This window comes from Achromobacter sp. ACM05 (genome assembly GCF_019218915.1).
In the GTDB taxonomy this organism is placed as follows: Bacteria; Pseudomonadota; Gammaproteobacteria; order Burkholderiales; family Burkholderiaceae_B; genus Achromobacter; species Achromobacter animicus.
Genome location: NZ_JAHUWQ010000002.1, coordinates 1,121,216 through 1,141,694 on the forward strand (window position 1 = coordinate 1,121,216; position 20,479 = coordinate 1,141,694).

The 20,479-nt window shown below is 66.4% G+C and carries 21 protein-coding genes; 13 read left to right on the plus strand and 8 right to left on the minus strand.

The genetic code is table 11. From position 1 onward, the window contains the following. Positions 1-127: 127 nt before the first annotated feature. The 3 genes from KW836_RS16030 (at position 128) to KW836_RS16040 (ending at position 2,898) form a co-directional block, all read left to right on the plus strand. On the plus strand, positions 128-796 hold the full coding sequence (locus KW836_RS16030; RefSeq protein WP_218344008.1) for an RraA family protein: 669 nt from the start codon (positions 128-130) through the stop codon (positions 794-796). Next, a complete protein-coding gene (locus KW836_RS16035) occupies positions 793-1,836 on the plus strand; it encodes a hydroxyacid dehydrogenase (protein ID WP_218344009.1) in 1,044 nt (347 codons plus the stop codon). The genes KW836_RS16030 and KW836_RS16035 overlap by 4 nt, the downstream gene beginning before the upstream one ends. Before the next feature lie 72 nt (positions 1,837-1,908). Further along, on the plus strand, positions 1,909-2,898 hold the full coding sequence (locus tag KW836_RS16040; RefSeq protein ID WP_175121417.1) for a tripartite tricarboxylate transporter substrate binding protein: 990 nt from the start codon (positions 1,909-1,911) through the stop codon (positions 2,896-2,898). Between the two features lie 51 nt (positions 2,899-2,949). Here the strand turns inward: KW836_RS16040 and argC are convergent, their stop codons facing one another. Then, entirely contained in the window at positions 2,950-3,882 is a 933-nt protein-coding gene (argC, locus tag KW836_RS16045) for an N-acetyl-gamma-glutamyl-phosphate reductase (protein ID WP_218344010.1), read from the minus strand. 183 nt (positions 3,883-4,065) lie between these two features. On the opposite strand from argC, the gene KW836_RS16050 reads away from it, so the two are divergent. Beyond that, complete coding sequence (locus KW836_RS16050; RefSeq protein ID WP_175121415.1) at positions 4,066-4,974, plus strand: LysR family transcriptional regulator; 909 nt, start codon at positions 4,066-4,068, stop codon at positions 4,972-4,974. On the opposite strand, the gene KW836_RS16055 is transcribed toward KW836_RS16050, so the two are convergent. Continuing rightward, a complete protein-coding gene (locus tag KW836_RS16055; protein WP_218344011.1) occupies positions 4,975-6,759 on the minus strand; it encodes a chloride channel protein in 1,785 nt (594 codons plus the stop codon). A gap of 83 nt (positions 6,760-6,842) precedes the next feature. Between KW836_RS16055 and KW836_RS16060 the strand changes: the two genes are divergently transcribed. From KW836_RS16060 to KW836_RS16080, 5 genes are all read left to right on the plus strand, one after another. After that, on the plus strand, positions 6,843-7,295 hold the full coding sequence (locus tag KW836_RS16060; protein WP_175136414.1) for a MarR family winged helix-turn-helix transcriptional regulator: 453 nt from the start codon (positions 6,843-6,845) through the stop codon (positions 7,293-7,295). A gap of 119 nt (positions 7,296-7,414) precedes the next feature. After that, entirely contained in the window at positions 7,415-8,578 is a 1,164-nt protein-coding gene (locus KW836_RS16065; RefSeq protein ID WP_218344012.1) for an HPP family protein, read from the plus strand. A gap of 56 nt (positions 8,579-8,634) precedes the next feature. Further along, complete coding sequence (locus tag KW836_RS16070; protein ID WP_218344013.1) at positions 8,635-10,074, plus strand: ATP-binding protein; 1,440 nt, start codon at positions 8,635-8,637, stop codon at positions 10,072-10,074. After that, positions 10,071-10,685, plus strand: a complete 615-nt coding sequence (locus KW836_RS16075; RefSeq protein WP_105239080.1) for a response regulator transcription factor — start codon at positions 10,071-10,073, stop codon at positions 10,683-10,685. The genes KW836_RS16070 and KW836_RS16075 overlap by 4 nt, the downstream gene beginning before the upstream one ends. Before the next feature lie 116 nt (positions 10,686-10,801). Further along, a complete protein-coding gene (locus KW836_RS16080; RefSeq protein ID WP_056566538.1) occupies positions 10,802-11,290 on the plus strand; it encodes a heme-binding protein in 489 nt (162 codons plus the stop codon). Positions 11,291-11,333: 43 nt separating this feature from the next. Here KW836_RS16080 and KW836_RS16085 read toward each other — a convergent pair whose 3' ends face one another. From KW836_RS16085 to KW836_RS16100, 4 genes are all read right to left on the minus strand, one after another. Next, positions 11,334-12,899, minus strand: a complete 1,566-nt coding sequence (locus KW836_RS16085) for a hypothetical protein (protein ID WP_218344014.1) — start codon at positions 12,897-12,899, stop codon at positions 11,334-11,336. 136 nt (positions 12,900-13,035) lie between these two features. Then, on the minus strand, positions 13,036-13,575 hold the full coding sequence (locus KW836_RS16090; RefSeq protein ID WP_218344015.1) for a DsbA family protein: 540 nt from the start codon (positions 13,573-13,575) through the stop codon (positions 13,036-13,038). After that, positions 13,572-14,075: a redoxin domain-containing protein gene (locus KW836_RS16095; RefSeq protein WP_175136408.1), complete on the minus strand. Its 504-nt coding sequence runs from the start codon at positions 14,073-14,075 to the stop codon at positions 13,572-13,574. The genes KW836_RS16090 and KW836_RS16095 overlap by 4 nt, the downstream gene beginning before the upstream one ends. 63 nt (positions 14,076-14,138) lie before the next feature. Beyond that, positions 14,139-14,657 carry a Dps family protein gene (locus KW836_RS16100; RefSeq protein ID WP_218344016.1) on the minus strand — a complete coding sequence of 173 codons (519 nt, stop codon included), beginning with the start codon at positions 14,655-14,657 and terminating at the stop codon, positions 14,139-14,141. Between the two features lie 326 nt (positions 14,658-14,983). Between KW836_RS16100 and KW836_RS16105 the strand changes: the two genes are divergently transcribed. From KW836_RS16105 to KW836_RS16120, 4 genes are all read left to right on the plus strand, one after another. Beyond that, positions 14,984-16,861: an ATP-binding protein gene (locus tag KW836_RS16105; protein WP_218344017.1), complete on the plus strand. Its 1,878-nt coding sequence runs from the start codon at positions 14,984-14,986 to the stop codon at positions 16,859-16,861. Beyond that, positions 16,858-17,508 carry a response regulator transcription factor gene (locus KW836_RS16110; protein ID WP_175136406.1) on the plus strand — a complete coding sequence of 217 codons (651 nt, stop codon included), beginning with the start codon at positions 16,858-16,860 and terminating at the stop codon, positions 17,506-17,508. Before KW836_RS16105 ends, KW836_RS16110 begins: the two co-directional genes overlap by 4 nt. Before the next feature lie 116 nt (positions 17,509-17,624). Continuing rightward, positions 17,625-18,005 (plus strand): response regulator transcription factor, encoded by a 381-nt coding sequence (locus KW836_RS16115; protein WP_218344018.1) that lies wholly within the window; start codon positions 17,625-17,627, stop codon positions 18,003-18,005. Between the two features lie 147 nt (positions 18,006-18,152). After that, positions 18,153-18,989: an alpha/beta fold hydrolase gene (locus tag KW836_RS16120; RefSeq protein WP_175121403.1), complete on the plus strand. Its 837-nt coding sequence runs from the start codon at positions 18,153-18,155 to the stop codon at positions 18,987-18,989. Between the two features lie 69 nt (positions 18,990-19,058). On the opposite strand, the gene KW836_RS16125 is transcribed toward KW836_RS16120, so the two are convergent. Continuing rightward, a complete protein-coding gene (locus tag KW836_RS16125; RefSeq protein WP_175136403.1) occupies positions 19,059-19,988 on the minus strand; it encodes a CysB family HTH-type transcriptional regulator in 930 nt (309 codons plus the stop codon). Between the two features lie 10 nt (positions 19,989-19,998). Continuing rightward, positions 19,999-20,346 carry a VOC family protein gene (locus tag KW836_RS16130; RefSeq protein ID WP_175136402.1) on the minus strand — a complete coding sequence of 116 codons (348 nt, stop codon included), beginning with the start codon at positions 20,344-20,346 and terminating at the stop codon, positions 19,999-20,001. Positions 20,347-20,479: the final 133 nt, after the last annotated feature.

Below are 20,479 nucleotides of genomic sequence, written 5' to 3' on the forward strand. Positions count from 1 at the left end.
GCAGAACGCTGACCCCGCTTGCCACCGTTTCCAAAAAGCGTTGTTTACGCAGTCAAATTATTCGCTTTATCTCCGGAATATGCGGGCGTAGAGTCGCCTCAAACAATCACTTTGGAGACGAGGCGACATGCCGGATTTTGGATTCACCCTGCACGACTGCCCGCCCGGTCCCAGTCGCGAGACGCTCGCGGCTTACCAAGACCTGGCGGTGGCAAACATCAGCGATGCGATGAGCCGCGGCACGGGCACGTCGTCCCTGCGACCCATTCACCGGACGCGCCGGATCCTCGGCCGCGCCTTCACGGTGCGCACCCGGCCCGGCGACAACCTGATGGTGCACAAGGCCATTGATACCGCGCAGCCCGGCGATGTCATCGTGGTTGACGCGGGCGGCGACATGAGCAACGCCATCATCGGCGAAATCATGGTGGGCTGGGCTGCCAAGCGCGGCTTGGGCGGCTTTGTGATTGACGGCGCCATCCGCGACAGCGAAACCATCGGCGAGGGCGATTTTCCCGTCTATGCCCGCGGCGTCGCGCATCGTGGTCCTTACAAGGACGGCCCTGGCGCCATCAACGTGCCCGTCACCGTAGATGGCATGGTCGTGATGCCCGGCGACCTGCTGGTGGGTGACGCCGACGGATTGCTGGCCGTCCGCCCGGACGAGGCCCCGGCCATCGCAGAACGCGTTCGCGCCATCGCCCAAGCCGAGGCGCAAGTCCTGAAGGACATCGAGCGCGGCACGCTGGATCGCAGCTGGGTCGACGCGGCCCTCAAGTCGCGAGGCGTGCTGTGACGACCGCTACGCCCCGCCACCCGGCACGCCTTTGCAGGCTGGATCTCTGGCTCAATCCGGTGTTCGACGAGATCATCGGCGCCACGCCCGGGATCACGTTGTCGGTGCTTCCTGCGACCGGCGACGACGCCCGCACGCTGGCCGGCCTGAAGACCGCCCACGCCTACCATGTGTCCGCGGCCAAGGATGAGCTGCCGCGCCAGTGGTTCGTCAACGCCGAGTTGATCGCGCAATGCCCGGATCTGGTGTGCGTGTCGTCGGGCGGCGCGGGTTACGACACCATCGACGTGGCGGCCTGCACCGCGGCCGGCATCGCGGTCGTGAATCAAGCCGGCGGCAACGCGGAATCCGTGGCCGAACACACGTATGCGCTGCTGCTGGCCGTGCAACGGCGAATTGTCGAATCGCACAACCGCCTACGTCGGGACACGGGCTTTTCCCGCGAAGATCTGATGGGCCATGAAATCCACGGCAGCGTCATCGGTCTGGTAGGCATTGGCAAGATCGGCACTAGCGTTGCCCGCATCGCGCGAGGCTTCGGGCTGCGCGTCATCGCCCACGATCCGTTGCTGGACGCCGCCACCATCCGCAGCCGCGGCGCTGAACCGGTCGGGCTGGACGAGTTGCTGTCGCAATCGGACATCGTGTCGCTGCATTGCCCGCTAGACGCATCCACGCGAGGACTGATCGGCGCGAAGGCCTTTGCAGCGATGAAGCCCGGCGCGGTGTTCGTTTCGACGGCGCGCGGCGGCATCCACGACGAGGACGCATTGCATGACGCGCTGCGTAATGGGCATCTGCGAGGCGCGGGGCTCGACGTTTGGGAACAGGAGCCGCCCGATCGCTCGGCCCCGCTGCTGGCCCTGGACAACGTGGTCGCCACCTTCCACACCGCGGGCGTCACGCACGAGGCGCGCCGCAGCGTCGCCCGCTCATCGGCGACGCAGCTTGCCGCGATGCTGCGCGGCGAGCGGCCGCCGCAACTCGTGAATCCGGAGGTGTGGCCGCTGGCCGCCAAACGTATCGCCACGCTGACATAACAACGCGGCACACGCGCGGGTCCAGATACCAAGGCCGGCGCGGTGACCGCCAGAACCCCTGAGGAGACAACCATGCAACAACAAAACAAGCGCCGCACGCTGCGCACCCTGGCCACCCTGCTCGCGGGCGCCGCAATGTTCTCCGGCGCCGTGCAGGCCGCCGGCTATCCGGACCGACCGATCAACCTGATCGTGTCATACGGGCCGGGTGGCGGCACCGATCTGGTGGCCCGGATGATGGCGCCCTACCTGCAGAAGCACCTGGGCGGTGACGCGCGCATCGTCGTGCTGAACCGGCCGGGCGCGGGCGGTGCAATCGGCTTTGCGGAACTGGCGCGCGCGCAGCCGGACGGCTACACCATCGGCTTCATCAACACGCCCAACCTGTTGACGATTCCCATCGAACGCAAGACCGCCTTCACCTGGCAGAGTTTTGACCTGCTGGGCAATCTGATCGATGATCCCGGCGCCTTCACGGTCCTAAACGACAACCCGGTCAAGAACCTTGCGGAATTGTCCGCCTACGCGAAGAAGAACCCCGGCAAGGTTACCGTCGGCACCACGGGTACGGGGTCGGACGACCACCTGGCCATGCTCCGGTTCGAGCGGGCGTCGGGCACGAAGCTCAGCCACATCCCGTACAAGGGCGCAGGCGAGGTGCGCGGTGCGCTGGCAAGCGGCGAGATCACGATCGGCGCCATCAACGTGGGCGAGGCGCTTCAATACCAGAAAGGCGGCACGCCGCTGCGCTTCCTGGGCCAGATGGGCAACACGCGCTCGGCCGCGCTGCCGGACGTGCCCACGTTCAAGGAACAGGGCTTCGATTTTGAACTGGCTTCGCTGCGCGGGTTGGCCGCGCCCAAGGGGTTGCCGGACGACGTGCGCACGAAGCTGGTCACGGCGGTCAAGCGTACGGTCGACGATCCGGAATTCCAGGCCAAGGCCCGGGAAATGTTCGCGCCGCTGCGTTACTTGCCGCCCGCTGAATATGCGAAAGAGCTGAAGGCGGGCGAAGCGCAGTTCCAGCAGCTTTGGAAAGAAGCGCCCTGGCTCGACAAGTAGAGATGTGTTCCCGGGGCGGCGGCCGATGGCTCGGCCCCGCGGCCATCGGCGTCAACGCATCGCCGCCAGCATCAAATCCAGATTCTGCACCGCCGCACCCGAGGCGCCTTTGCCGAGGTTGTCGAACACGGCCGTCAGCAGCACCTGGCCGTGCTGCGCATTGCCGTAGACGCCCAGGCGAAGATCGTTCGTGCCGTTCAGCGCCTCGGGATTCAGGTTCGTGTGCGCGGCGGCCTCGTCGCGCGGCACGACCTGCACGTGTTTCGCGCCGGCGTAGTGCTGTTGCAGGCATTCGTGCATTTTTTCCGCATCCACACCAGCAGGCAGCAGGCGCAGGTGCAGCGGAATCGTCAGGACGATGCCCTGGCGGAAAGCGCCATAAGACGGCACGAAAACGGGACGCTGCGTGAGGCCGGCGTGCCGCTCGATCTCGGGGGTGTGCTTGTGCCCCAAGCCAAGACCGTAGACCTGAAGCGCGGGACCGCGCGGGCCTTCCGCGCCTTCATAGGCATCCACACTGGCCCGGCCGCCGCCCGAGTAGCCGGACACCGCGTTGATGACCGCCGGATAGTCGGCGGGCACGAGGCCAGCGTGGACCAACGGCCGCAGCAGCGCAATGGCGCCGGTGGGGTAGCAACCGGGGTTGCTGACCCGCAGCGCGTGGGCGATGCGCTCGGCTTGGCCAGCGCTCATTTCCGGAAACCCGTAAACCCAGCCCGCATCCGTGCGATGCGCGGAGCTGGCGTCGATGATGCGCACCTTGGGATTGACGACGGACGCGGCCGCCTGGCGCGCGGGATCGTCGGGCAGGCAGAGGATTGCGATGTCGCTGGAATTGATCGCATCAGCGCGGCGCTGCGGGTTCTTGCGGTCGGACTCGGGCAGCGTTAGCAGTTGCAAATCGCTGCGGCCGTTGAGCCGTTCGTGGATCTGCAGACCGGTCGTGCCCTGGTCGCCGTCGATGAAAACAAGTGGTTGGGTCATGATGCTGTCCGGATGGTTCGGCGTTGCCTGATTCATTCAGGAATGGACCTTATCTTCGATCTGCGGGCGAGATAAGAAAAGTCGAATATCATGATCGTTTGGTTCAGGATTTCTGAACTGAGCCGATATCGGATTCGACCCTGAATCCGCAACCGTATCCGACACCCAGCCCCGGAAACTCTCATGCGCGAAATCAGCCTGGACCGTCTGCGCACCCTGGTCGCCATTGCCGACCTCGGCTCGTTCGCCGACGCCGCGCGCGCCCTGCATCTGGCGCCGCCCACGGTCAGCCTGCACGTATCGGACCTCGAATCCCGCGTCGGCGCCCCGCTCCTCACCCGGAAACGCGGCCAGGTCCGGCCGACGTCAATCGGAGAAACCTTGCTGGAACGTGCGCGCCGCTTGCTCGCGGAGGCAGACCAGGCGCTGGATGACGTGCAGCGGCAAGTGCAAGGGCTGGCGGGCCGCGTGCGGCTTGGGGCGTCAACCGGGGCCATCGCCCACCTGCTGCCGCAGGCGCTGGAAACATTGGGACGCGATCACCCCGGCATCGACGTGCAAGTCGCGGTGCTGACGTCGCAGGAAACCTTGTTGCGGTTGGCCGAAGGCACGCTGGATGTGGGACTGGTCGCGTTGCCCCAGCCGCCCATCGACGGTCTGGTGCTGCGTCCGTGGCGCCGCGACCCGGTGATGGCCTTTCTGCCGGCGGCCTGGAAAGCGCCAGCGCGCCTCACGCCCGCGTGGCTGGCTGAACGGCCGCTGATTCTGAATGACGCCAGCACGCGGCTGTCGCGCCTGACCGGAGAATGGTTCGCGGCCGCTGGACTCAATCCTCGCGCGCGCATTCAGTTGAACTACAACGACGCCATCAAGAGTTTGGTGGCTGCAGGTTATGGCGCGACGCTACTGCCCCATGAGGCCACCGCGCCGCAACCCGATCCCCGCGTCATCATGCGGCCGGTGCGGCCCGCGTTGTGGCGTCCACTGGGCATCGCGCATCGTGCCGGGCAAGTGGAAGCCGCCACGCAGCACGTACTGGACGTGCTGTGGGAATTACGCGCGTCGGGCGGCAAAGGCGCTGCGGCGACTTAGTCAAACTGGCTTCTGTGCCCGGCGAAAGAACGCCGCCCGCTGGCTTTCCTCGCGCAACCGCCGCGCGCGGGACCGGAACAGATCCTTGCGTCCAACGATGCCCAAAAGGCGGCCGCTATCGCGATCAAGGATAGGCACGCGCCCCGCCCCGGACAACGCCATCCGGTCGGCGATCTGACTGGCCAGTTCATCCGCGTGCCCATACACCAGCTCGCGCCCATCGAGCGCCTGCGCCAGCGTCCGTTCGTCTGGCGCACCTTGCAGCGCCCACGCCAGGGTGTCGGCACGCGTCACTTCGCCCACCACGACGCCCTGCCCGTCCAGCACCGGATAACTCGTATGCACCGGCTGCGCGGTCGTGAAATGCGCGACGGCCTGCGCCACTGTCATCGTGTCGGGCAACGTCTGCACCGGCGTGGTCATGACGTCGGCCACGCGCAGCAGATCGAACGGATCCACGCGGTATTCGCGGCTGATATGGTGGCCGCGACGCGCGATCTTCTCGGTCAGAATCGACCGCTTGAGCAACAGCACCGTCACGCCATACGCAAACACGCAGGCTGCCAGCACCGGCAGCAGCGCGTGCATGTTGCCGGTCAGTTCGACCGCAAACAGCGTGGCGGTCAGCGGCGCGCGCATCGTGCCGCCCATCATCGCCGCCATGCCCACCAGCGCCCAAAAGCCGGGATCTGCCTGCGGCAGCACAGGCGACGCCAGCGCACCGATCGCGCCGCCGAAGATCAGCAGCGGCGCCAGCACGCCGCCGGACGTGCCGGAGCCCAGCGCGATCGACCAGATGGCGACCTTGACCACCAGCAGCACCAGCACGGCCTGAAAAGCCAGATCGCCCGCGAGCATGTGCCGGATGTTGTCATAGCCCACACCAAGCGCGGCGGGCTCGATCAACCCGCCAATGCCGATCGCCAGCCCGCCGATGGCCGGCCACCACATCCAATGGATCGGCAGCTTCTCGAACAGGTCTTCGGCCGCGTACACCAACGAGGTCAGCACGCCTGACCCCAAGCCCGCCAGCACACCCACGGCGGCGCAGGCCACCAGGTGCCACGGCGTGAAGGCCAGCGCGCCGGCATACGAAAAGATCGGGCCGGGCTCCATGATGAAGGCGCGCGTTGCGGCCGCCACCAGCGCCGCCACGGCCACGGGCAGGAAGCTGCGGGGCTTCCATTCGAAGAGCAGCAGCTCGACCGCCAGCAGCACGGCGGCGAGCGGCGTGCCGAAGATTGCGGTCATGCCGGCGGCCGCGCCCGCAACAAGCAGCGTCTTGCGTTCGCCGTCGTCCAGGTGAATGGTCTGCGCGAGCAGTGAGCCGATCGCGCCGCCGGTCATGATGATCGGCCCTTCGGCGCCAAACGGGCCGCCGGTGCCGATGGACACCGCTGACGACACGGGTTTAAGGACCGCCACCTTCGGCTGGATGCGGCTCTTGCCGATCAGGATGGCTTCCATGGCTTCGGGGATGCCGTGGCCACGGATCTTCTCCGAACCATAGCGCGCCATCAGGCCGATGATGAGGCAGCCGATGACCGGGATGAACACGGAACCGAGTCCGAGCCGCCCCGTCGTGATGGGCAGGTCGGCAAACGAAAACAGGCCGTGATAGGCCAGGTTGGTGCACAGTGCGATGAGGCGAAGAAGCAGCCAGGCGGCGGCGACACTGGCCAGTCCGACCGGAATGGCAAGGCCCATCAAGAGGACGACGCGACGGTCGGTGGTGAAGTCGCCAAGCCGCAGTCCGGCCTTGGCGGAAGAGGAAATGGGGGGCATGGTCAAGGAAGGGTTGGAAGTATTCGCACGGAGTTTGCGAAAAGTCATATATATCGTAGCACGACATATATTAGAATCGCCGGGTGAACGCCTCCCCGACACCCACTCGCTTGTCTCCCGCCGACTACGAACTGCTCGCGGATTTCCGCTATGCGCTGCGAAAATTCGCGGCGTTCAGCGAAAGCGCGGCCGCGGGCCTGGACCTGATGCCGCAGCAGCATCAGGCGCTTCTCGCCATCAAGGGCACGCGCAAGACCGCGCCCGGACGGCGCGGACTGTATGTCGGCGAAATCGCCGACCGACTGCTGATCCGGCCGCACACCGCCGCTGAACTGGTAGGCCGTCTGGCGCGGCTGGATCTCGTCAGCCGCGAAGCCGACCCCGAAGACGGACGACGCGTCGAGGTCGTGCTGACTGCCAAAGCCGAGCGCATGCTCGAAGATCTGTCCGCCTCTCACCTCGAAGAACTGCACGCCATGCGCCCGCTACTGACGCGGCTGCTGACACGCATGGGCGCCGAGACCGGCAAGGACTGATCCACCCGTTTTTCACTCTCGACTGCGTCTGTGCGACATAAGCTCAAGCCGCCAGGAAATAAGCGGCGTGATAAATTGTCGCCCCGCGACATATCAATGCGTCGCGAGGAGAGATTGTCTTGGGTGTTGCATTCAAGCGCTGGCTGGGGTCGTTCGCGCCAGCGCCCGTGGGCGTCAACGGACGCGAAAAACTTTACGGCGCGGTAGGCGCCCTGCTCGGCCTGTTCTGCACCGAGTGGGTGGGACGTCACGCGTTGGGCGCCGACAATCCGTGGTTCATCGCCCCAATGGGCGCGTCGGCCGTGCTGCTGTTTGCAGCACCTGCCAGTCCGCTTGCCCAGCCTTGGTCGCTGATGGCCGGAAACCTGGTGTCTGCCCTGATTGGCGTCTTCTGCGCCCAATTCATTCCTGTCGCTGGTATCGCCGCGGCCGTGGCCGTGGCGCTTGCCATTGGCGCCATGTTTTCGCTGCGCTGCCTGCACCCGCCCAGCGGCGCCGTCGCGCTGACCGCCGTGCTGGGGGGCCCCGCGGTCGCCAAGCTGGGCTACGCCTTCGCCCTGTGGCCCGTTGCGCTGAACTCCGTCATCCTGCTGTGCATTGCCGTGGTCTTTAACGGCGCGCTGAAACGCAACTATCCCCGCCGCCATGCGGAACCGGCTGCCGGCCACAACACGCGCGATCCGATTCCCAGTGCACGACTGGGCTTTTCGCGAACCGACCTGGACGAAGCGCTGAGCCAGCGCGGCGAGCTGCTGGACATCAGCAAGGAAGACCTGGAAGAGATCGTGCTGGCTGCGGAGTTGCGCGCCAGCGTCCGCCGTTTTGGCGACGTGCGTTGCGCCGACATCATGTCGCGCGATGTGGTGACCGTGATGGAAAAGGATCCGCTGGACTACGCGGTCCGCCTCTTCGACAAGCACCGCGTGCAGGCCCTGCCCGTGCTGGATTCAGCGGGCCGCTACGCCGGCATGATCGCTCAGGGCGATGTGCTGGCGAGAAAGAGCCGTCTGACCCCGGTCCCCACGGATACCGAATCCGCGCCCGACCTGCTGGTGGCCGACTGCATGCGCAGCGAAGTGCCATTCGCCACACCCGGTTTGCCCGTGATCGAGCTGGCCCGTCCGATGTCGGACAGCCTGCATTGCGTGCCGGTGCTGGACGAATCGCGCCATCTGCAGGGCCTGGTGACGCAATCGGACCTGGTGGCCGCGTTGTATCAGATGGCAGTGTCCGCGAACTCGCAGCCCGCGGTCGGCGCCGGCCCGCACAAGCTGGCCGCCTGACCCTCCGTAGCCCTACGGATTCCGGTGCGCATTTGCCGCAAGGCATAATTGCCGGCGTGAATCCCCTCTCGCGCACGCGCGCTTTCATCTGCTGGCTGGTCCTGTTCTTTCTGGGCGCAATCTGGATCGCGCGGCAGGAGTACGTGGACCAGTACGAGCGCTTCTTCCAGAGCACCAGCATCGCCCAGCGCATGCTGAGCCAGAAGACGGTGCAGCATGAAGCCGTCCTGGCCACGCTGGCCGCGTTGTCGCATCCCCCCGCTCCCGAACGTCTCTTCCCCAGCCTGCAGCCCGCCATGCCGCAGTTGCTGGGGCTTGGCCATCTGCCGGGCGGCGTCTGGGCGGGCAGCCTGCCCGCGCCGGCTGGGCTGCAACAAGCAGTGGAGCGCGCCCGGCAACTGGGTCGCCCCGTGACGATTGCCGTCGACGACGCGCGCTATTGGCTGGTATCGCCTTCCGGGTGGAGCCTGCTGATCGACGCGCGGCAGCTCGTGCCGGCCGCCGACTTTCCGCCGGGCCTGGGCAACCTGACCCTGACGGTGGATCGCACCCCGCTACCGCTGCTGGACAAGCAACCCATCGATGCGCTGCCCGGCTGGACGCTGGCGCTGCAAAAGCCGCTGGGCGCGGCCAGCCAGCCGTTTCAGATGCGCAGCACCCGCACGTTGACGCCCGGATTCTGGCCGTGGACCGCGTGGCTGGCCTGGGCCGTGGCCAGCGGCTTGCTGGTGGCCGGCGCCGCCGCCTGGCATCGCTCGCGCGCAGAAGCGCGCCGGCAGCAGGAACAGGTGCGTCTGGCGGCCATGGCGCGCCTGAGCACGCTGGGCGAAATGGCCGCCGGCATCGCGCACGAGCTCAACCAGCCGCTGACCGCCATCCTGGCGCAAACCCGCGCCGCCGCACGCCTGCTGGATGACGAGGACGAGCGCCCGGTCGTGCGCCACGCGCTGCTTGCCAGCGCCGAACAAGCCAAGCGCGCCGCCGACATCATCAGCCGCATGCGCGCGCTGGTGCAGCCCAGTTCGCCCGCGCGGCGCGAAGCCATCGACCCCGACGCGCTGGTGGCCTCGCTGCGCTTTCTGCGCGAGCCGGAGCTTGCAAGACAAGGCATCCGCCTGACCTGGACCAACGCCAGTCCCGGCGCGCGGCCGCTGGGCGATCGCGTAGCCCTCGAACAGATCCTGCACAACCTCGTGCAGAACGCGGCGGATGCGCTGGACGGCGCCTCGGGCACGCGCCAGATCGCATTGGAAGGCCGCGCAGCCGACGGCAGCTACCAGTTCAGCGTCAGCGATACCGGCCCGGGCATTGCCGCGGACGCCATGCCGCGCCTTTTCGCACCGTTCTTCACGACCCGCGATCAGGGCATGGGCCTGGGCTTGGCGCTGTGCGATACGCTGGCCGGTTCCATGGACGGCCGCATCGCCGCGCGCAACCTCAGCCCCGCTGGCGCCTGTTTTACCGTCAGCCTGCCGCAGGCCGGAGCCGCCGCATGAATCCCAACGATCATTCCCCGCTGGTCTATCTGGTGGATGACGACGACGCGGTCCGCGACGGACTTGGGCTGCTGCTGCGCAGCGTCGGCCTGCGTAGCGCGGGCTTTGCGGACCCGATGGCGTTTCTTGCCGCGCTGGCGCAGCCGGTGATCGGCTGCGTGGTGCTGGACATCCGCATGCCCGGCATCAGCGGACTGGACGTGCTGGCGCAGTTGGCCGAACGGTCCGACCTGCCCGTGGTCATGCTGACCGGCCATGCCAACGTAGACCTGTGCCGCCGCGCGTTCAAGGGCGGCGCCATGGAGTTCCTGCAAAAGCCGGTCGACGACGACGTATTCCTCGATGCGGTCCAGGCGGCCGTGCGCACGCACATCGCCAGCCGCGAACGCCTCGCCGTCACGCAGGCGGCGGCGGACCGCCTGGCACGGCTGTCGGGACGCGAGCACGAGGTGCTGGAGCGCATCGTGCGTGGCATGAGCAACAAGGAGATTGCGCGCGAGTTCGATCTGTCGCCGCGCACGGTCGAGACCTATCGTGCCAACGTCTTCGCCAAGCTGGAAGCCGAGTCGCTGGCGCAACTGATCCGTCAGTACGCGACGCTGCTCGATTGAAGCGCCGCCTCCGTAACGCTACGGAGGCGCGCGCGTAGTCGGGCGCATACCGCGCCCGCGGCCTTTTGGCCACACTGTCTGCTCCTACCGCAACACCCCCGAAAAGGATGCAGACCATGAAGAAACTGTCGCTTGCCGCCCTGCTCTCCACGCTGGCTTTCGCCGGCGCCGCCAACGCTGCCGTGCTGAGCGAGAACAACCTGTCGATGGCCGACGCGCAGAAGCTCGCGACCGCCACCGTCGCCGCCTGCCAGGCCAAGGGCTACAACGTCAGCGCCTCGGTCGTGGACCGCGCCGGCCTGCTCAAGGCCTTTGCGCGCGCCGACAACGCCGGCCCGCACACCATCGAAGCCAGCCGCGCCAAGGCGTTTACCGCGGTGTCTGCCAAGACCCCCACCCTGACCATGATGGAAAACGCGCAAAAGAATCCTGGTGCGGCCAACCTGACGGACATTCCGGGCTTTCTGCTGCTGGGCGGCGGCGTGCCGGTCAAGGCCGGCAACAGCGTGATCGGCGCCATCGGCGTGGCCGGCGCACCGGGCGGCAACCTGGACGCGCAATGCGCCGACGCGGTGCTGGAAGAGAACGCCGCGCTGTTCAAGTAAAAAGCGGCTCGGCTGCGGGCGATCTTCCGACCCCGCAGCCCGTTCAGTCCTGCCGTTCCCGCGCCACTGCGCGCGACAGCGCCAGATGCTTGTTCAGCAGCATCGCATCCGCCGCCGCCGGGTCCCGGCGCTGCAGGCGCTCGCTCTCCGAAGGCTCCAACTCCGCGGCACGCACCAGCGACAGCAGGTCGCGCGTGCGGGTTTCGATCACGGGGGTCAAGGTGTCTTCGATCAGCTCGCCCTTCACGTACGACTGCACCCGCGTCGACAGATTGCGGGTATGCGTGAAAGTGGCTTCGGCCAGCGCGCCCAGCTCGTACTGGATGCCGGTCTGGCTGGTGACCTCGTCCTTGATCTGGATGAACTTGTAGTTCTGCGAGTCCTTGTCCTTGGACAGATCAAGCGTCTGCTGCGGTGTCAGTGCCAAATGGTAGCTGGCGGTCAGATTGGCGCGCTGTTCCTGCTTGACGCCAAGGTCGAACAAGGGTCGGCCGCTCGTGCTGCTGTTCTGCGAGACCTGATAGGTGAACTGATCGACTTCGCTGGTCCTGTACGGATTGCTCGCGTCCATGGTCTGCGAGATCGAGGCCGAGAAGTCCGCCACGCCCGACAGCAGACTGCGATACGTGTAGCCAGCGGCAACGATGCGCGGCGACTGGCTGGACGGGGCGGCGCCGGCTTCGTAGCTCTGGTGCAGTTCGGCGAATGCGTCCTTGAACACCGCCATCAGGGCCTCGTCGCCCTTGCCGCGGCTGCGGGCCGCGTCGAACTGCTGCAGATAATCGCTGACGGCCGCAGCGCGCTGCTGCGCATTGCCAAAGAGCGCGGCCTTGCTTACGTCGACGTCGACCTTCACCACGCCCTCGGCGTTCTTGATGGTCAGCGACCGCTGCTTGCTGTCCGCGGAAAAATCGATGGATTGCGAGACGACACCATCCGTCGTGGTCGTGGCCTGCAGCGATACCGACGACAGCACCGCGGAATCAAACTTGGCCAGGCTGGACCACGCCATGCGCGGCGGCACCGACGCCAGGCCATCCACCGCGTCCTGGAACGCCTTGGATAGACCGGCGATGGCCTTGCGCTCGGTCTCGGACAGCTCGCCCTCGGCCACGTCGATCTGCACCCCAATGCCATCTGCGGTGTTGGTCAGGCTGACCTGAACTTTCACGCCGCTGGCCGTGGTGATGCGCAGCGTGTAGGCATCCTCGGCTTGCGCGGCCGAACCCGCCTGCACGTTGCCCAGGGCGTCGATCTGGCCGGCGCCCGGCGACAACCTGGCAGACTGCGAATAATTGGTGCCGTCGGTCTGGAACCGGTCCAGCAGCGCAGAAGCCACGCCTTCCAGACGCCCGGCTAGCGTGCGCGCGGAAATCGTGTCGGCGATAACGGAGGACACCTTGTCCACCGCGTCGCGCTCCCAGACCACGCCCGCGGCCGCCGGCTGCGAGGTGTAGGTCAGCGCGGGGGACGTGCCCTGGCCAAGCGTGACCGTCGTCGATGCAGGCACGGCCGCAATATCGGCCTTGTCGCCCGCACGGGTCACGCCGGTGGCGGGCGGCGCCAGACCGATCGTGGTCACGGGGCCGATGGAGGCAACGGATGTCATGGCGTCTCTTCCTCTGGAAAGCCGGAGGCAAGCCTGCCACCCGGCCGGGGTTCCTTTGAGAAATGTAACGGCAGCAAAACGCCAGACTTAAGTCCCAGGGCAACGCGGCGACCGGGCGATGTCGGTCCCTACCCCTTCACGCATGGACCGGGGCGGTACGCGCCGCCTGGGTCAGCGCGTCAATCAGGCTGTCCGCATCGCGCGGGCCGTCGTACCGCACGCCGTTGATGAAGAGCGTGGGCGTACCGTTCACGCCGCTGCGCACGCCACCGCTGAAGTCCACTTCGATCTTGGAATCGAATGCCCCGCCAAAGGCGCGGTGCAGCACCTGCGGCGACAAGCCGATCTCCTCGCCATAGGTGAACAGATCGCTCTCCTTCAACGCGTTCTGGCGCTCATAGAGCATGTCGTGCGCCTGCCAGAACTTGCCCGCCTGCGCGGCGGCCTCGGCAAATTCCGCCGCCGCGACCGCGTCCGGGTGCAGTTCCGAAATGGGAAAGTTGCGAAAGACGAAGCGCAGCCGGTCGCCCAGCGCACGCTGCACCGCCTTCAGCACGGGATAGGCCTCGCCGCAATACGGACATTCGTAATCGCCATACTCCACCAGCGTCACGGGCGCGGTGTCCGGCCCTTCGGCGTGATCTTGGGCATTCACGGGGATGAAAAGGCGGCTCATGATTGAACTCCTTGCAAGGCGGGGGCAAGCTTGTCCAGCGCGTCCAGGATGCCGTCAGCGCCCGGGTTGATGCCCAGCGGCGACACATAGCTCCACCGGATGACGCCCTCGGCGTCAATGACGAACAGCGCACGATCAGCGATGCCCTCCTGTTCGCGATAGACGCCGTAGCGCCGGGCGACCTCGCCCTTGGGCTCGAAATCCGCCAGCAGCGGGAAATGCAGCTTGCGGTCCGCGGCGAACGCGGCGTGGCACCAGACCCCGTCCACCGAAATGCCGACCAGCTGCGCGCCGGCCTTGTGGAATTCAGGAAGGATCTGGTTGTACAGCGCCATCTGGTCGCCACAGACAGGGCTCCAGTCCGCGGGATAGAACGCCAGGATCAGCGGCCGGCCGCGCAATTCTTCCAGCGCAACCGTCTGGTCCGGCGTGGCCGGCAAGGCGAAGGACGGAGCGGTCGTGCCGGCAGGCAGGACGGCCGCGGGATAGTCGTATGACATGAAACGTCTCCTGGACGCGCCGCGCGCGGCGCGAAGGTCAGGACTGCATGTGGCCGGGTCGGATCAGCGTGCGGCGCGGGTCGATTCGTAGAGGAACCAGGTGCGGCGCTCGGCCTCGTCGATCCAGTTTTCGATCAGGCTGGTCGAGGCGACGTCGTTGTGTTCCTCGCACACGGCGTGCGTGGCGCGCAGAAAGCCCGTCAGACGGCGGTTGTCGTCGGCCAGCTCGGCCAGCATGTCTTCGGGCGTCACGTAGTCGGCGTCGTTGTCGGCCAGGCGCTGAAGGCGCTGGATGTGGCCGATCGAACGCAGCGTCCTGCCGCCTACCTTACGGGCGCGTTCCGCAATGACATCCGTCGTGGCGTAGATCTCGTCGCCCTGCTCATCCAGCATCAGGTGGTAGTCGCGAAAGTGCGGACCCGACATATGCCAGTGAAAGTTCTTGGTCTTCAGATACAGCGCGAACATGTCGGCCAGCAGGCCCGTGAGGGCGGCGGCGATGTCGACCCTGGCCTCGGCGCCCAGGTCGGTGGGGGTGCGCAGGGGAGCGGTCATGCGGCTTTGAAGCGAAAGATCGTTCATGGAATTTCTCCGGGTTGGCTTCAGGGGTTGGCTTCACGATTCGGGCTTCGATTCCCGATGGAAACCAGAATAGCCACGGCGCCCCGCCAGCAAAATCGGCTCATCGTTTTCTCGGGTCATACCAAGGTTTACCCAGGAAATACGCGTGTCTTCTTCCAAAGATGGCTGATAATGTGCGGGTCTCATTGCGTGCCCCCGGTTTCCTGCCCGACGCGCGCGCCCTTACCCAGAGGTGGATCTTGCTCACGTCGACACTCGGCCGCGCACCTGGCCAGCCGCCGCAGCAGTCGCGTCCCGGCGCCCCGGAGACCGCGGGCCCGCATCGCATGCAATTTCTGTTTCGCGCGGCCGCCCTGCTGCTGGCGCTGGTCATTGCCGTGGTGGACACATTCACCGACTTCGACGGCGCCGTGGCCGTGCTCTATGTCGTGGTCGTGCTGCTGGCGGCGCGCACATTCCGGCGCCTGGACATCATCGTGGCGGGCACCGGCGGCATCGTGCTCACCATCGCGGCCTATCTGAATTCCCACGGTCTGAACCATGTAGGTTCGCCCACGGCCCGCGCGCTGGTCAGCCTGGCCGCCATCGGCATTGCGGCGCTGCTGGCGCTTCAAAACCAGAGCGCTACCCGCAGGCTCGCCGCGCAGGCGCGCCTGCTCAATCTGTCGCACGACATGATCTTCGTGCGCGACCACCAAGGCGTGATCAACTTCTGGAACCGCACCGCCGAAGACGCCTATGGCTGGCCCGCCAGCATGGCGCTGGGCCGCGTTGCCGATGACCTGCTGCATACCCGCTACCCCGACCGCCGCGAGGCCATCGAGGCCGAACTTCTGTCTACCGGCAGCTGGGACGGTACGTTGGAACAGAAGACCCAGGCCGGCGCCACGCTGGTGCTGGAAAGCCGCTGGGTGCTTCAACGGGATCATCAGGGCCGGGTCACCGGCGTCATGGAAACGCATCGCGACGTCACCGACCGCAAGGCCGCCTACACCGCGCTGGTCAGCAGCGAAAGACGCTACCGCCGCATGTTCGACGCCAGCCGCATCGGTGTCATCCAGGAAGACTGGCGCGCCGTGCGCACCGAGCTGACCGCCCTGGGTCTGATGGATGGCCCCGCCCTCACCGCCCACCTCGCCCAGCATCCAGAATTCATCGGCCAGATGCGCAAGCTGACCGACGTGGATGACATGAATCCCGCGTTCCTGGCCATGGTGGGCCGGCCGGTCGCCCCTAGCGCGCCCTACTCCGTCGACGACATCCTGTGCGAAGACGACCGCATGTTTGCGCGGTCCCTGACGGCGTTTGCCCAGGGCGACGCCTTCCACGAAGGCGAGACCGAGGTCGTGCACGCGGACGGCTCGCGTGTGCCGGTGCTGTTCACCATCACCTTCCCGCCGGCCGACGACGTGGACGGTTCCGTGCTGGTCTTTGTCGTGGACATCACCGAGCGCAGGCAGGCGCAGGACGCGCTGCTGCTGGCGCAGACCGAACTCGCGCACGCGGCGCGTGTCGCCACGCTGGGCGAACTGACGGCGTCGATCGCGCACGAAGTCAACCAGCCCTTGATGGCGGTCGTCACCAGCGGCGACGCGGGCATGCGCTGGCTGCGCCGTCCCCAGCCCGATCTGCATGAGGTCGAGCTGGCCATGGAACGCATCATTTCCGAAGGCCGGCGCGCCAGCGAGATAGTCAAACGCATTCGCGCGTTCCTCAGCAAGGCGCCGGTGCAACAGGCCCCGCTGGATATCGGCGCCGTCATCGACGAAGCCACCCGCCTGGTCGCGCACGAACTCACGCGCGAGCGCGTGGCGCTGCAGGTGGACATCGAGCCGGGCCTGCCGCTCATCATGGGCGACCGGATCCAGCTTCAGCAGGTGATGGTCAACCTGATGGTCAACGCCAGCCAGGCCATGTCAGGCCAGATGCAGGCTCGCCAGTTGTCCGTCAGCGCCCGGCGCCACGACGACGGTCTGGTCGCCGTTTCCGTGGGCGATACCGGTCCGGGCATCGCGCCGGACGACCTGGAACGCCTTTTCGATCCCTTCTTCACCACCAAACCGCAAGGCATGGGCATGGGCCTGCCGATCTGCCGCACCACGGCGCAGGCCCATGGCGGCAGCCTTACCGTCGACAACAAGCCTGGCGCGGGTGCGGCCTTCACGCTGACGCTCGCCACCACGCAGGGGAACCCTTCCACATGAACCACCTTACCGCCACCGGGGCCGCGCCCGCCGCTCCGCAATCCCAGGTGATCGTCGTCGACGACGAGGCCAGCGTGCGCGCCTCGCTGGACAGCCTGTTCCGCTCGATCGGCCTGCGCACCACCCTGTGCGCGTCGCCCGCCGAACTGCTGCAGACCCAGATTCCCGACGCGCCCGGCTGCATCGTGCTGGACGTGCGGCTGCCGGGCATCAGCGGCCTGGACTTCCAGGACCAGCTCATCCGCCAAGGCATCGACCTGCCGATCGTGTTCATCACCGGTCACGGCGACATTCCCATGACCGTGCGCGCCATGAAGGCCGGCGCGGTCGACTTCCTGTCCAAGCCATTCCGCGAACAGGACATGCTGGATGCGGTTTCGGCCGCCATCGAGCGTGACACCCAGCGCCGCTCCCGCGATGCAGCCATGGACGGCCTGCGCGCCCGCTACGAGACCCTGACCCCGCGCGAGCGGGAGGTCATGGCGCACGTGGTGTCAGGCTTGATGAACAAGCAGGTGGCGGGCCTGATCGGCCTGAGCGAGATCACCGTCAAGATCCACCGCGGCCACGTCATGCGCAAGATGGGGGTCCGATCGCTCGCCGATCTGGTCCGCCATGCCGAGGCGCTGGGCGTTTCCGCGTCCTGACCCGGGGATGGGACAAACCTCTGTATGATTTTCGCGGCAGGCGCAAAGGTTCATAACGGAACATGCCGGGCATCGGATGCGCATCGTGATCCGACCGGCCCGAAGGATTTTCTTACATGAACCACACTCCCACTATCGCGGTTGTCGACGACGACGATGGGGTCAGGATCGCGCTGTGCAGCCTGCTTCGCTCGCTTGGTTACGAGGTGCGCGCCTATGGCTCGGGCCCCGAGTTCCTGAACGACCCGCGAGGCAGCGATCCGGACTGCATGATCACCGATGTCCAGATGTCGCCCATGACGGGCGATCAGCTGCAGGCCGAGCTCATCGCGTCGGGGCGCCGCTTTCCCCTGATCTTCATGACGGCCTTCCCCACCGAGGCGGCGCGGCAGCGGCTGCTGGCGCTGGGCGCCTGTGCGTACCTGGACAAGCCGGTGGACGGTGAAGCCATGGCGCGATGCGTGGCCGACGCGCTGCAAGGCGCGCAGACCGCGTAAAGACGGGTGGTGGCAGATTGGACACATCCGCCGCCAAACCCCGCCTATACCTTTGTATGACGCGCCAAGCCCAGCGTAGGATTTCCCGGTGACGCATAAGGCCCTAGTCTATCCCTGCGGTCCAACTACCCCCCCGGAGAACCAGACATGAGCACGATCACTACCCCCGACGGCGTTGAAATCTTCTACAAGGACTGGGGCCCCAAGACGGCCCAGCCCATCATGTTCCACCACGGCTGGCCGCTGTCCAGCGATGACTGGGACGCCCAGATGCTGTTCTTCCTCGCCCAGGGCTATCGCGTCATTGCGCACGACCGCCGTGGCCACGGACGCTCGACCCAGGTCAGCGACGGCCACGACATGGACCACTACGCCGCGGATGCCGCCGCCGTGGTTCAACATCTGGACCTGCGCAACGCCGTGCACATCGGCCACTCGACGGGCGGCGGCGAAGTCGCCCGCTACGTCGCCCGCCACGGCGAGCCGCAGGGCCGCGTCGCCAAGGCCGTGCTGGTCAGCGCCGTCCCGCCGCTGATGGTCAAGACTGAATCGAACCCGGGCGGCACGCCCATCGAAGTCTTTGACGGCTTCCGCAAGGCGCTGGCCGACAACCGCGCGCAGTTCTTCCTGGACGTGGCCGCGGGCCCGTTCTACGGCTTCAACCGCGACGGCGCCAAGGTCTCGCAGGGCGTGATCAACAACTGGTGGCGCCAGGGCATGATCGGCGGCGCCAAGGCGCACTACGAAGGCATCAAGGCCTTCTCCGAGACCGACCAGACCGAAGACCTGAAGGCCATCAGCGTGCCGACGCTGGTGATGCATGGCGACGACGACCAGATCGTGCCGATCGACGACGCCTCGCGCCTGTCGGTCAAGCTGCTCAAGAACGGCACGCTGAAGGTGTATCCGGGCTTCCCGCACGGCATGCTGACGACCCACGCGGACGTGATCAACGCCGACCTGCTGGCATTCATCAAGAGCTGATCCGGTAGTTGCGAAATGAAAAAGGAAGGCACCGCGCCTTCCTTTTTTTTCGCCCCGATGACGGCGGTGTCAGCCGTCGCCCTTCAGCTCTCGCTCCACCACTTCCCGTGTCAGCGTGGGCACGAACATCTCCACAAAATGGAAGGCGTAGCCGCGCAGCCATGCGCCGCGCCGGATCGCCAGCCGCGTCAGGTTGATCTCGAAAAGATGCCGCGCATCGATGGCGCACAGCCGGCTGTCGCGCTCGGCGTCCCAGGCCACCGCGGCCACGATGCCGACGCCCAATTCGAGTTCCACGTACGTCTTGATCACATCCGCATCCATCGCGGTCATGACGATGTCGGGCGTGATGCCGGCGCGTGCAAAGGCTTCGTCGATATGCGCGCGGCCCGTGTAGCCGCGTCCATACGTGATGATGGGATAGCGCGATAGCTGCGACAGCGTGACGCCGTCGTGCTGGCGCGCCAGCGGATGGCCTCGCGGCACGATGACGCTGTGACTCCACCGGTAGCACGGCAGGTTCACCAGGCCTGGGTAGTCCGCCACGGCTTCGGTCGCCACGCCGATGTCGGCCTCGCCTTCGAGCAGCATCTCCGAGACCTGCCTGGGCGAGCCCTGGTGCAGATGCAGCACGACCTCGGGGTAGCGCTGGCGAAATTCCTTGATGACCGGCGGCAAGGCATAGCGCGCCTGCGAGTGCGTGGCCGCGATCGAGAGCACGCCTGTCCGGCTGTCCGCATACTCCGCGCCCGCATGGCGGATGTTGTCGGCCGCCTGCAGGATCTGCTCCACCAGCGGCAAGATCAATTCGCCGGGCGGCGTAAGACCGATCAAACGTTTGCCCGAACGCACGAAGATGTCGACGCCCACCTCTTCTTCCAGTTCGCGGATCTGCCGGCTGACGCCAGGCTGGGAGGTGTGCAGGCTTTCTGAAACGTCGGTCAGGTTGAAGTCGCGGCGCACGGCTTCGCGCACGGATCGCAATTGCTGGAAGTTCATCGTGCGCGCCTCAGTCCAGGATAGCCAACTGATTGCCGGAAGGATCCTTCACGTACATGACACGCGGCAGCGCATCCGGCAGCGAGCACACGGGATGATGACCCGCCTGGCGCAGGCGCGACAGGATGTCGTCGTAGGCGCTGGCCTTGATGCCCAGGTAGTCGGGTTTGACCGCGCGGCTCACTTCGTCCACCGGCGACAGCGACAACGTGGCGTCGCCCAAGGCGAATCGCAGGCGGTCGCCGTCGCCCGGCATCTCTTCCAAACCGATGATCCGATGGTAGAAATCGCGGACGGCCTGATGCCGTTGCGACAGGAATGGAAGCTGTACCGATTCGATCGAAAGTCGCGATGACATGCCCTGCCGCCTGCTATGGAACAAGGCTGATTCTAGGCCGCGCAAGTACAACCAGACAAAGAGGTTGTAATTGCTTGGACATTGCCAGAAGCCTTAAAGACGCGGGCTTATTTGCATATGTTCGACGATCGTT

Excerpts from the sequence above, each read along its gene's own strand:
- KW836_RS16050 (WP_175121415.1), top strand. The coding sequence starts at position 4,066 with ATGCGCGAAATCAGCCTGGACCGTCTGCGCACCCTGGTCGCCATTGCC.
- KW836_RS16100 (WP_218344016.1), bottom strand. The coding sequence starts at position 14,657 with ATGAACGATCTTTCGCTTCAAAGCCGCATGACCGCTCCCCTGCGCACC.
- KW836_RS16090 (WP_218344015.1), bottom strand. The coding sequence starts at position 13,575 with ATGAGCCGCCTTTTCATCCCCGTGAATGCCCAAGATCACGCCGAAGGG.
- KW836_RS16040 (WP_175121417.1), top strand. The coding sequence starts at position 1,909 with ATGCAACAACAAAACAAGCGCCGCACGCTGCGCACCCTGGCCACCCTG.
- KW836_RS16055 (WP_218344011.1), bottom strand. The coding sequence starts at position 6,759 with ATGCCCCCCATTTCCTCTTCCGCCAAGGCCGGACTGCGGCTTGGCGAC.
- KW836_RS16110 (WP_175136406.1), top strand. The coding sequence starts at position 16,858 with ATGAACCACCTTACCGCCACCGGGGCCGCGCCCGCCGCTCCGCAATCC.
- KW836_RS16085 (WP_218344014.1), bottom strand. The coding sequence starts at position 12,899 with ATGACATCCGTTGCCTCCATCGGCCCCGTGACCACGATCGGTCTGGCG.
- KW836_RS16105 (WP_218344017.1), top strand. The coding sequence starts at position 14,984 with ATGCAATTTCTGTTTCGCGCGGCCGCCCTGCTGCTGGCGCTGGTCATT.
- KW836_RS16080 (WP_056566538.1), top strand. The coding sequence starts at position 10,802 with ATGAAGAAACTGTCGCTTGCCGCCCTGCTCTCCACGCTGGCTTTCGCC.
- KW836_RS16120 (WP_175121403.1), top strand. The coding sequence starts at position 18,153 with ATGAGCACGATCACTACCCCCGACGGCGTTGAAATCTTCTACAAGGAC.
- KW836_RS16115 (WP_218344018.1), top strand. The coding sequence starts at position 17,625 with ATGAACCACACTCCCACTATCGCGGTTGTCGACGACGACGATGGGGTC.
- KW836_RS16095 (WP_175136408.1), bottom strand. The coding sequence starts at position 14,075 with ATGTCATACGACTATCCCGCGGCCGTCCTGCCTGCCGGCACGACCGCT.
- KW836_RS16075 (WP_105239080.1), top strand. The coding sequence starts at position 10,071 with ATGAATCCCAACGATCATTCCCCGCTGGTCTATCTGGTGGATGACGAC.
- KW836_RS16125 (WP_175136403.1), bottom strand. The coding sequence starts at position 19,988 with ATGAACTTCCAGCAATTGCGATCCGTGCGCGAAGCCGTGCGCCGCGAC.
- KW836_RS16030 (WP_218344008.1), top strand. The coding sequence starts at position 128 with ATGCCGGATTTTGGATTCACCCTGCACGACTGCCCGCCCGGTCCCAGT.
- argC (WP_218344010.1), bottom strand. The coding sequence starts at position 3,882 with ATGACCCAACCACTTGTTTTCATCGACGGCGACCAGGGCACGACCGGT.
- KW836_RS16130 (WP_175136402.1), bottom strand. The coding sequence starts at position 20,346 with ATGTCATCGCGACTTTCGATCGAATCGGTACAGCTTCCATTCCTGTCG.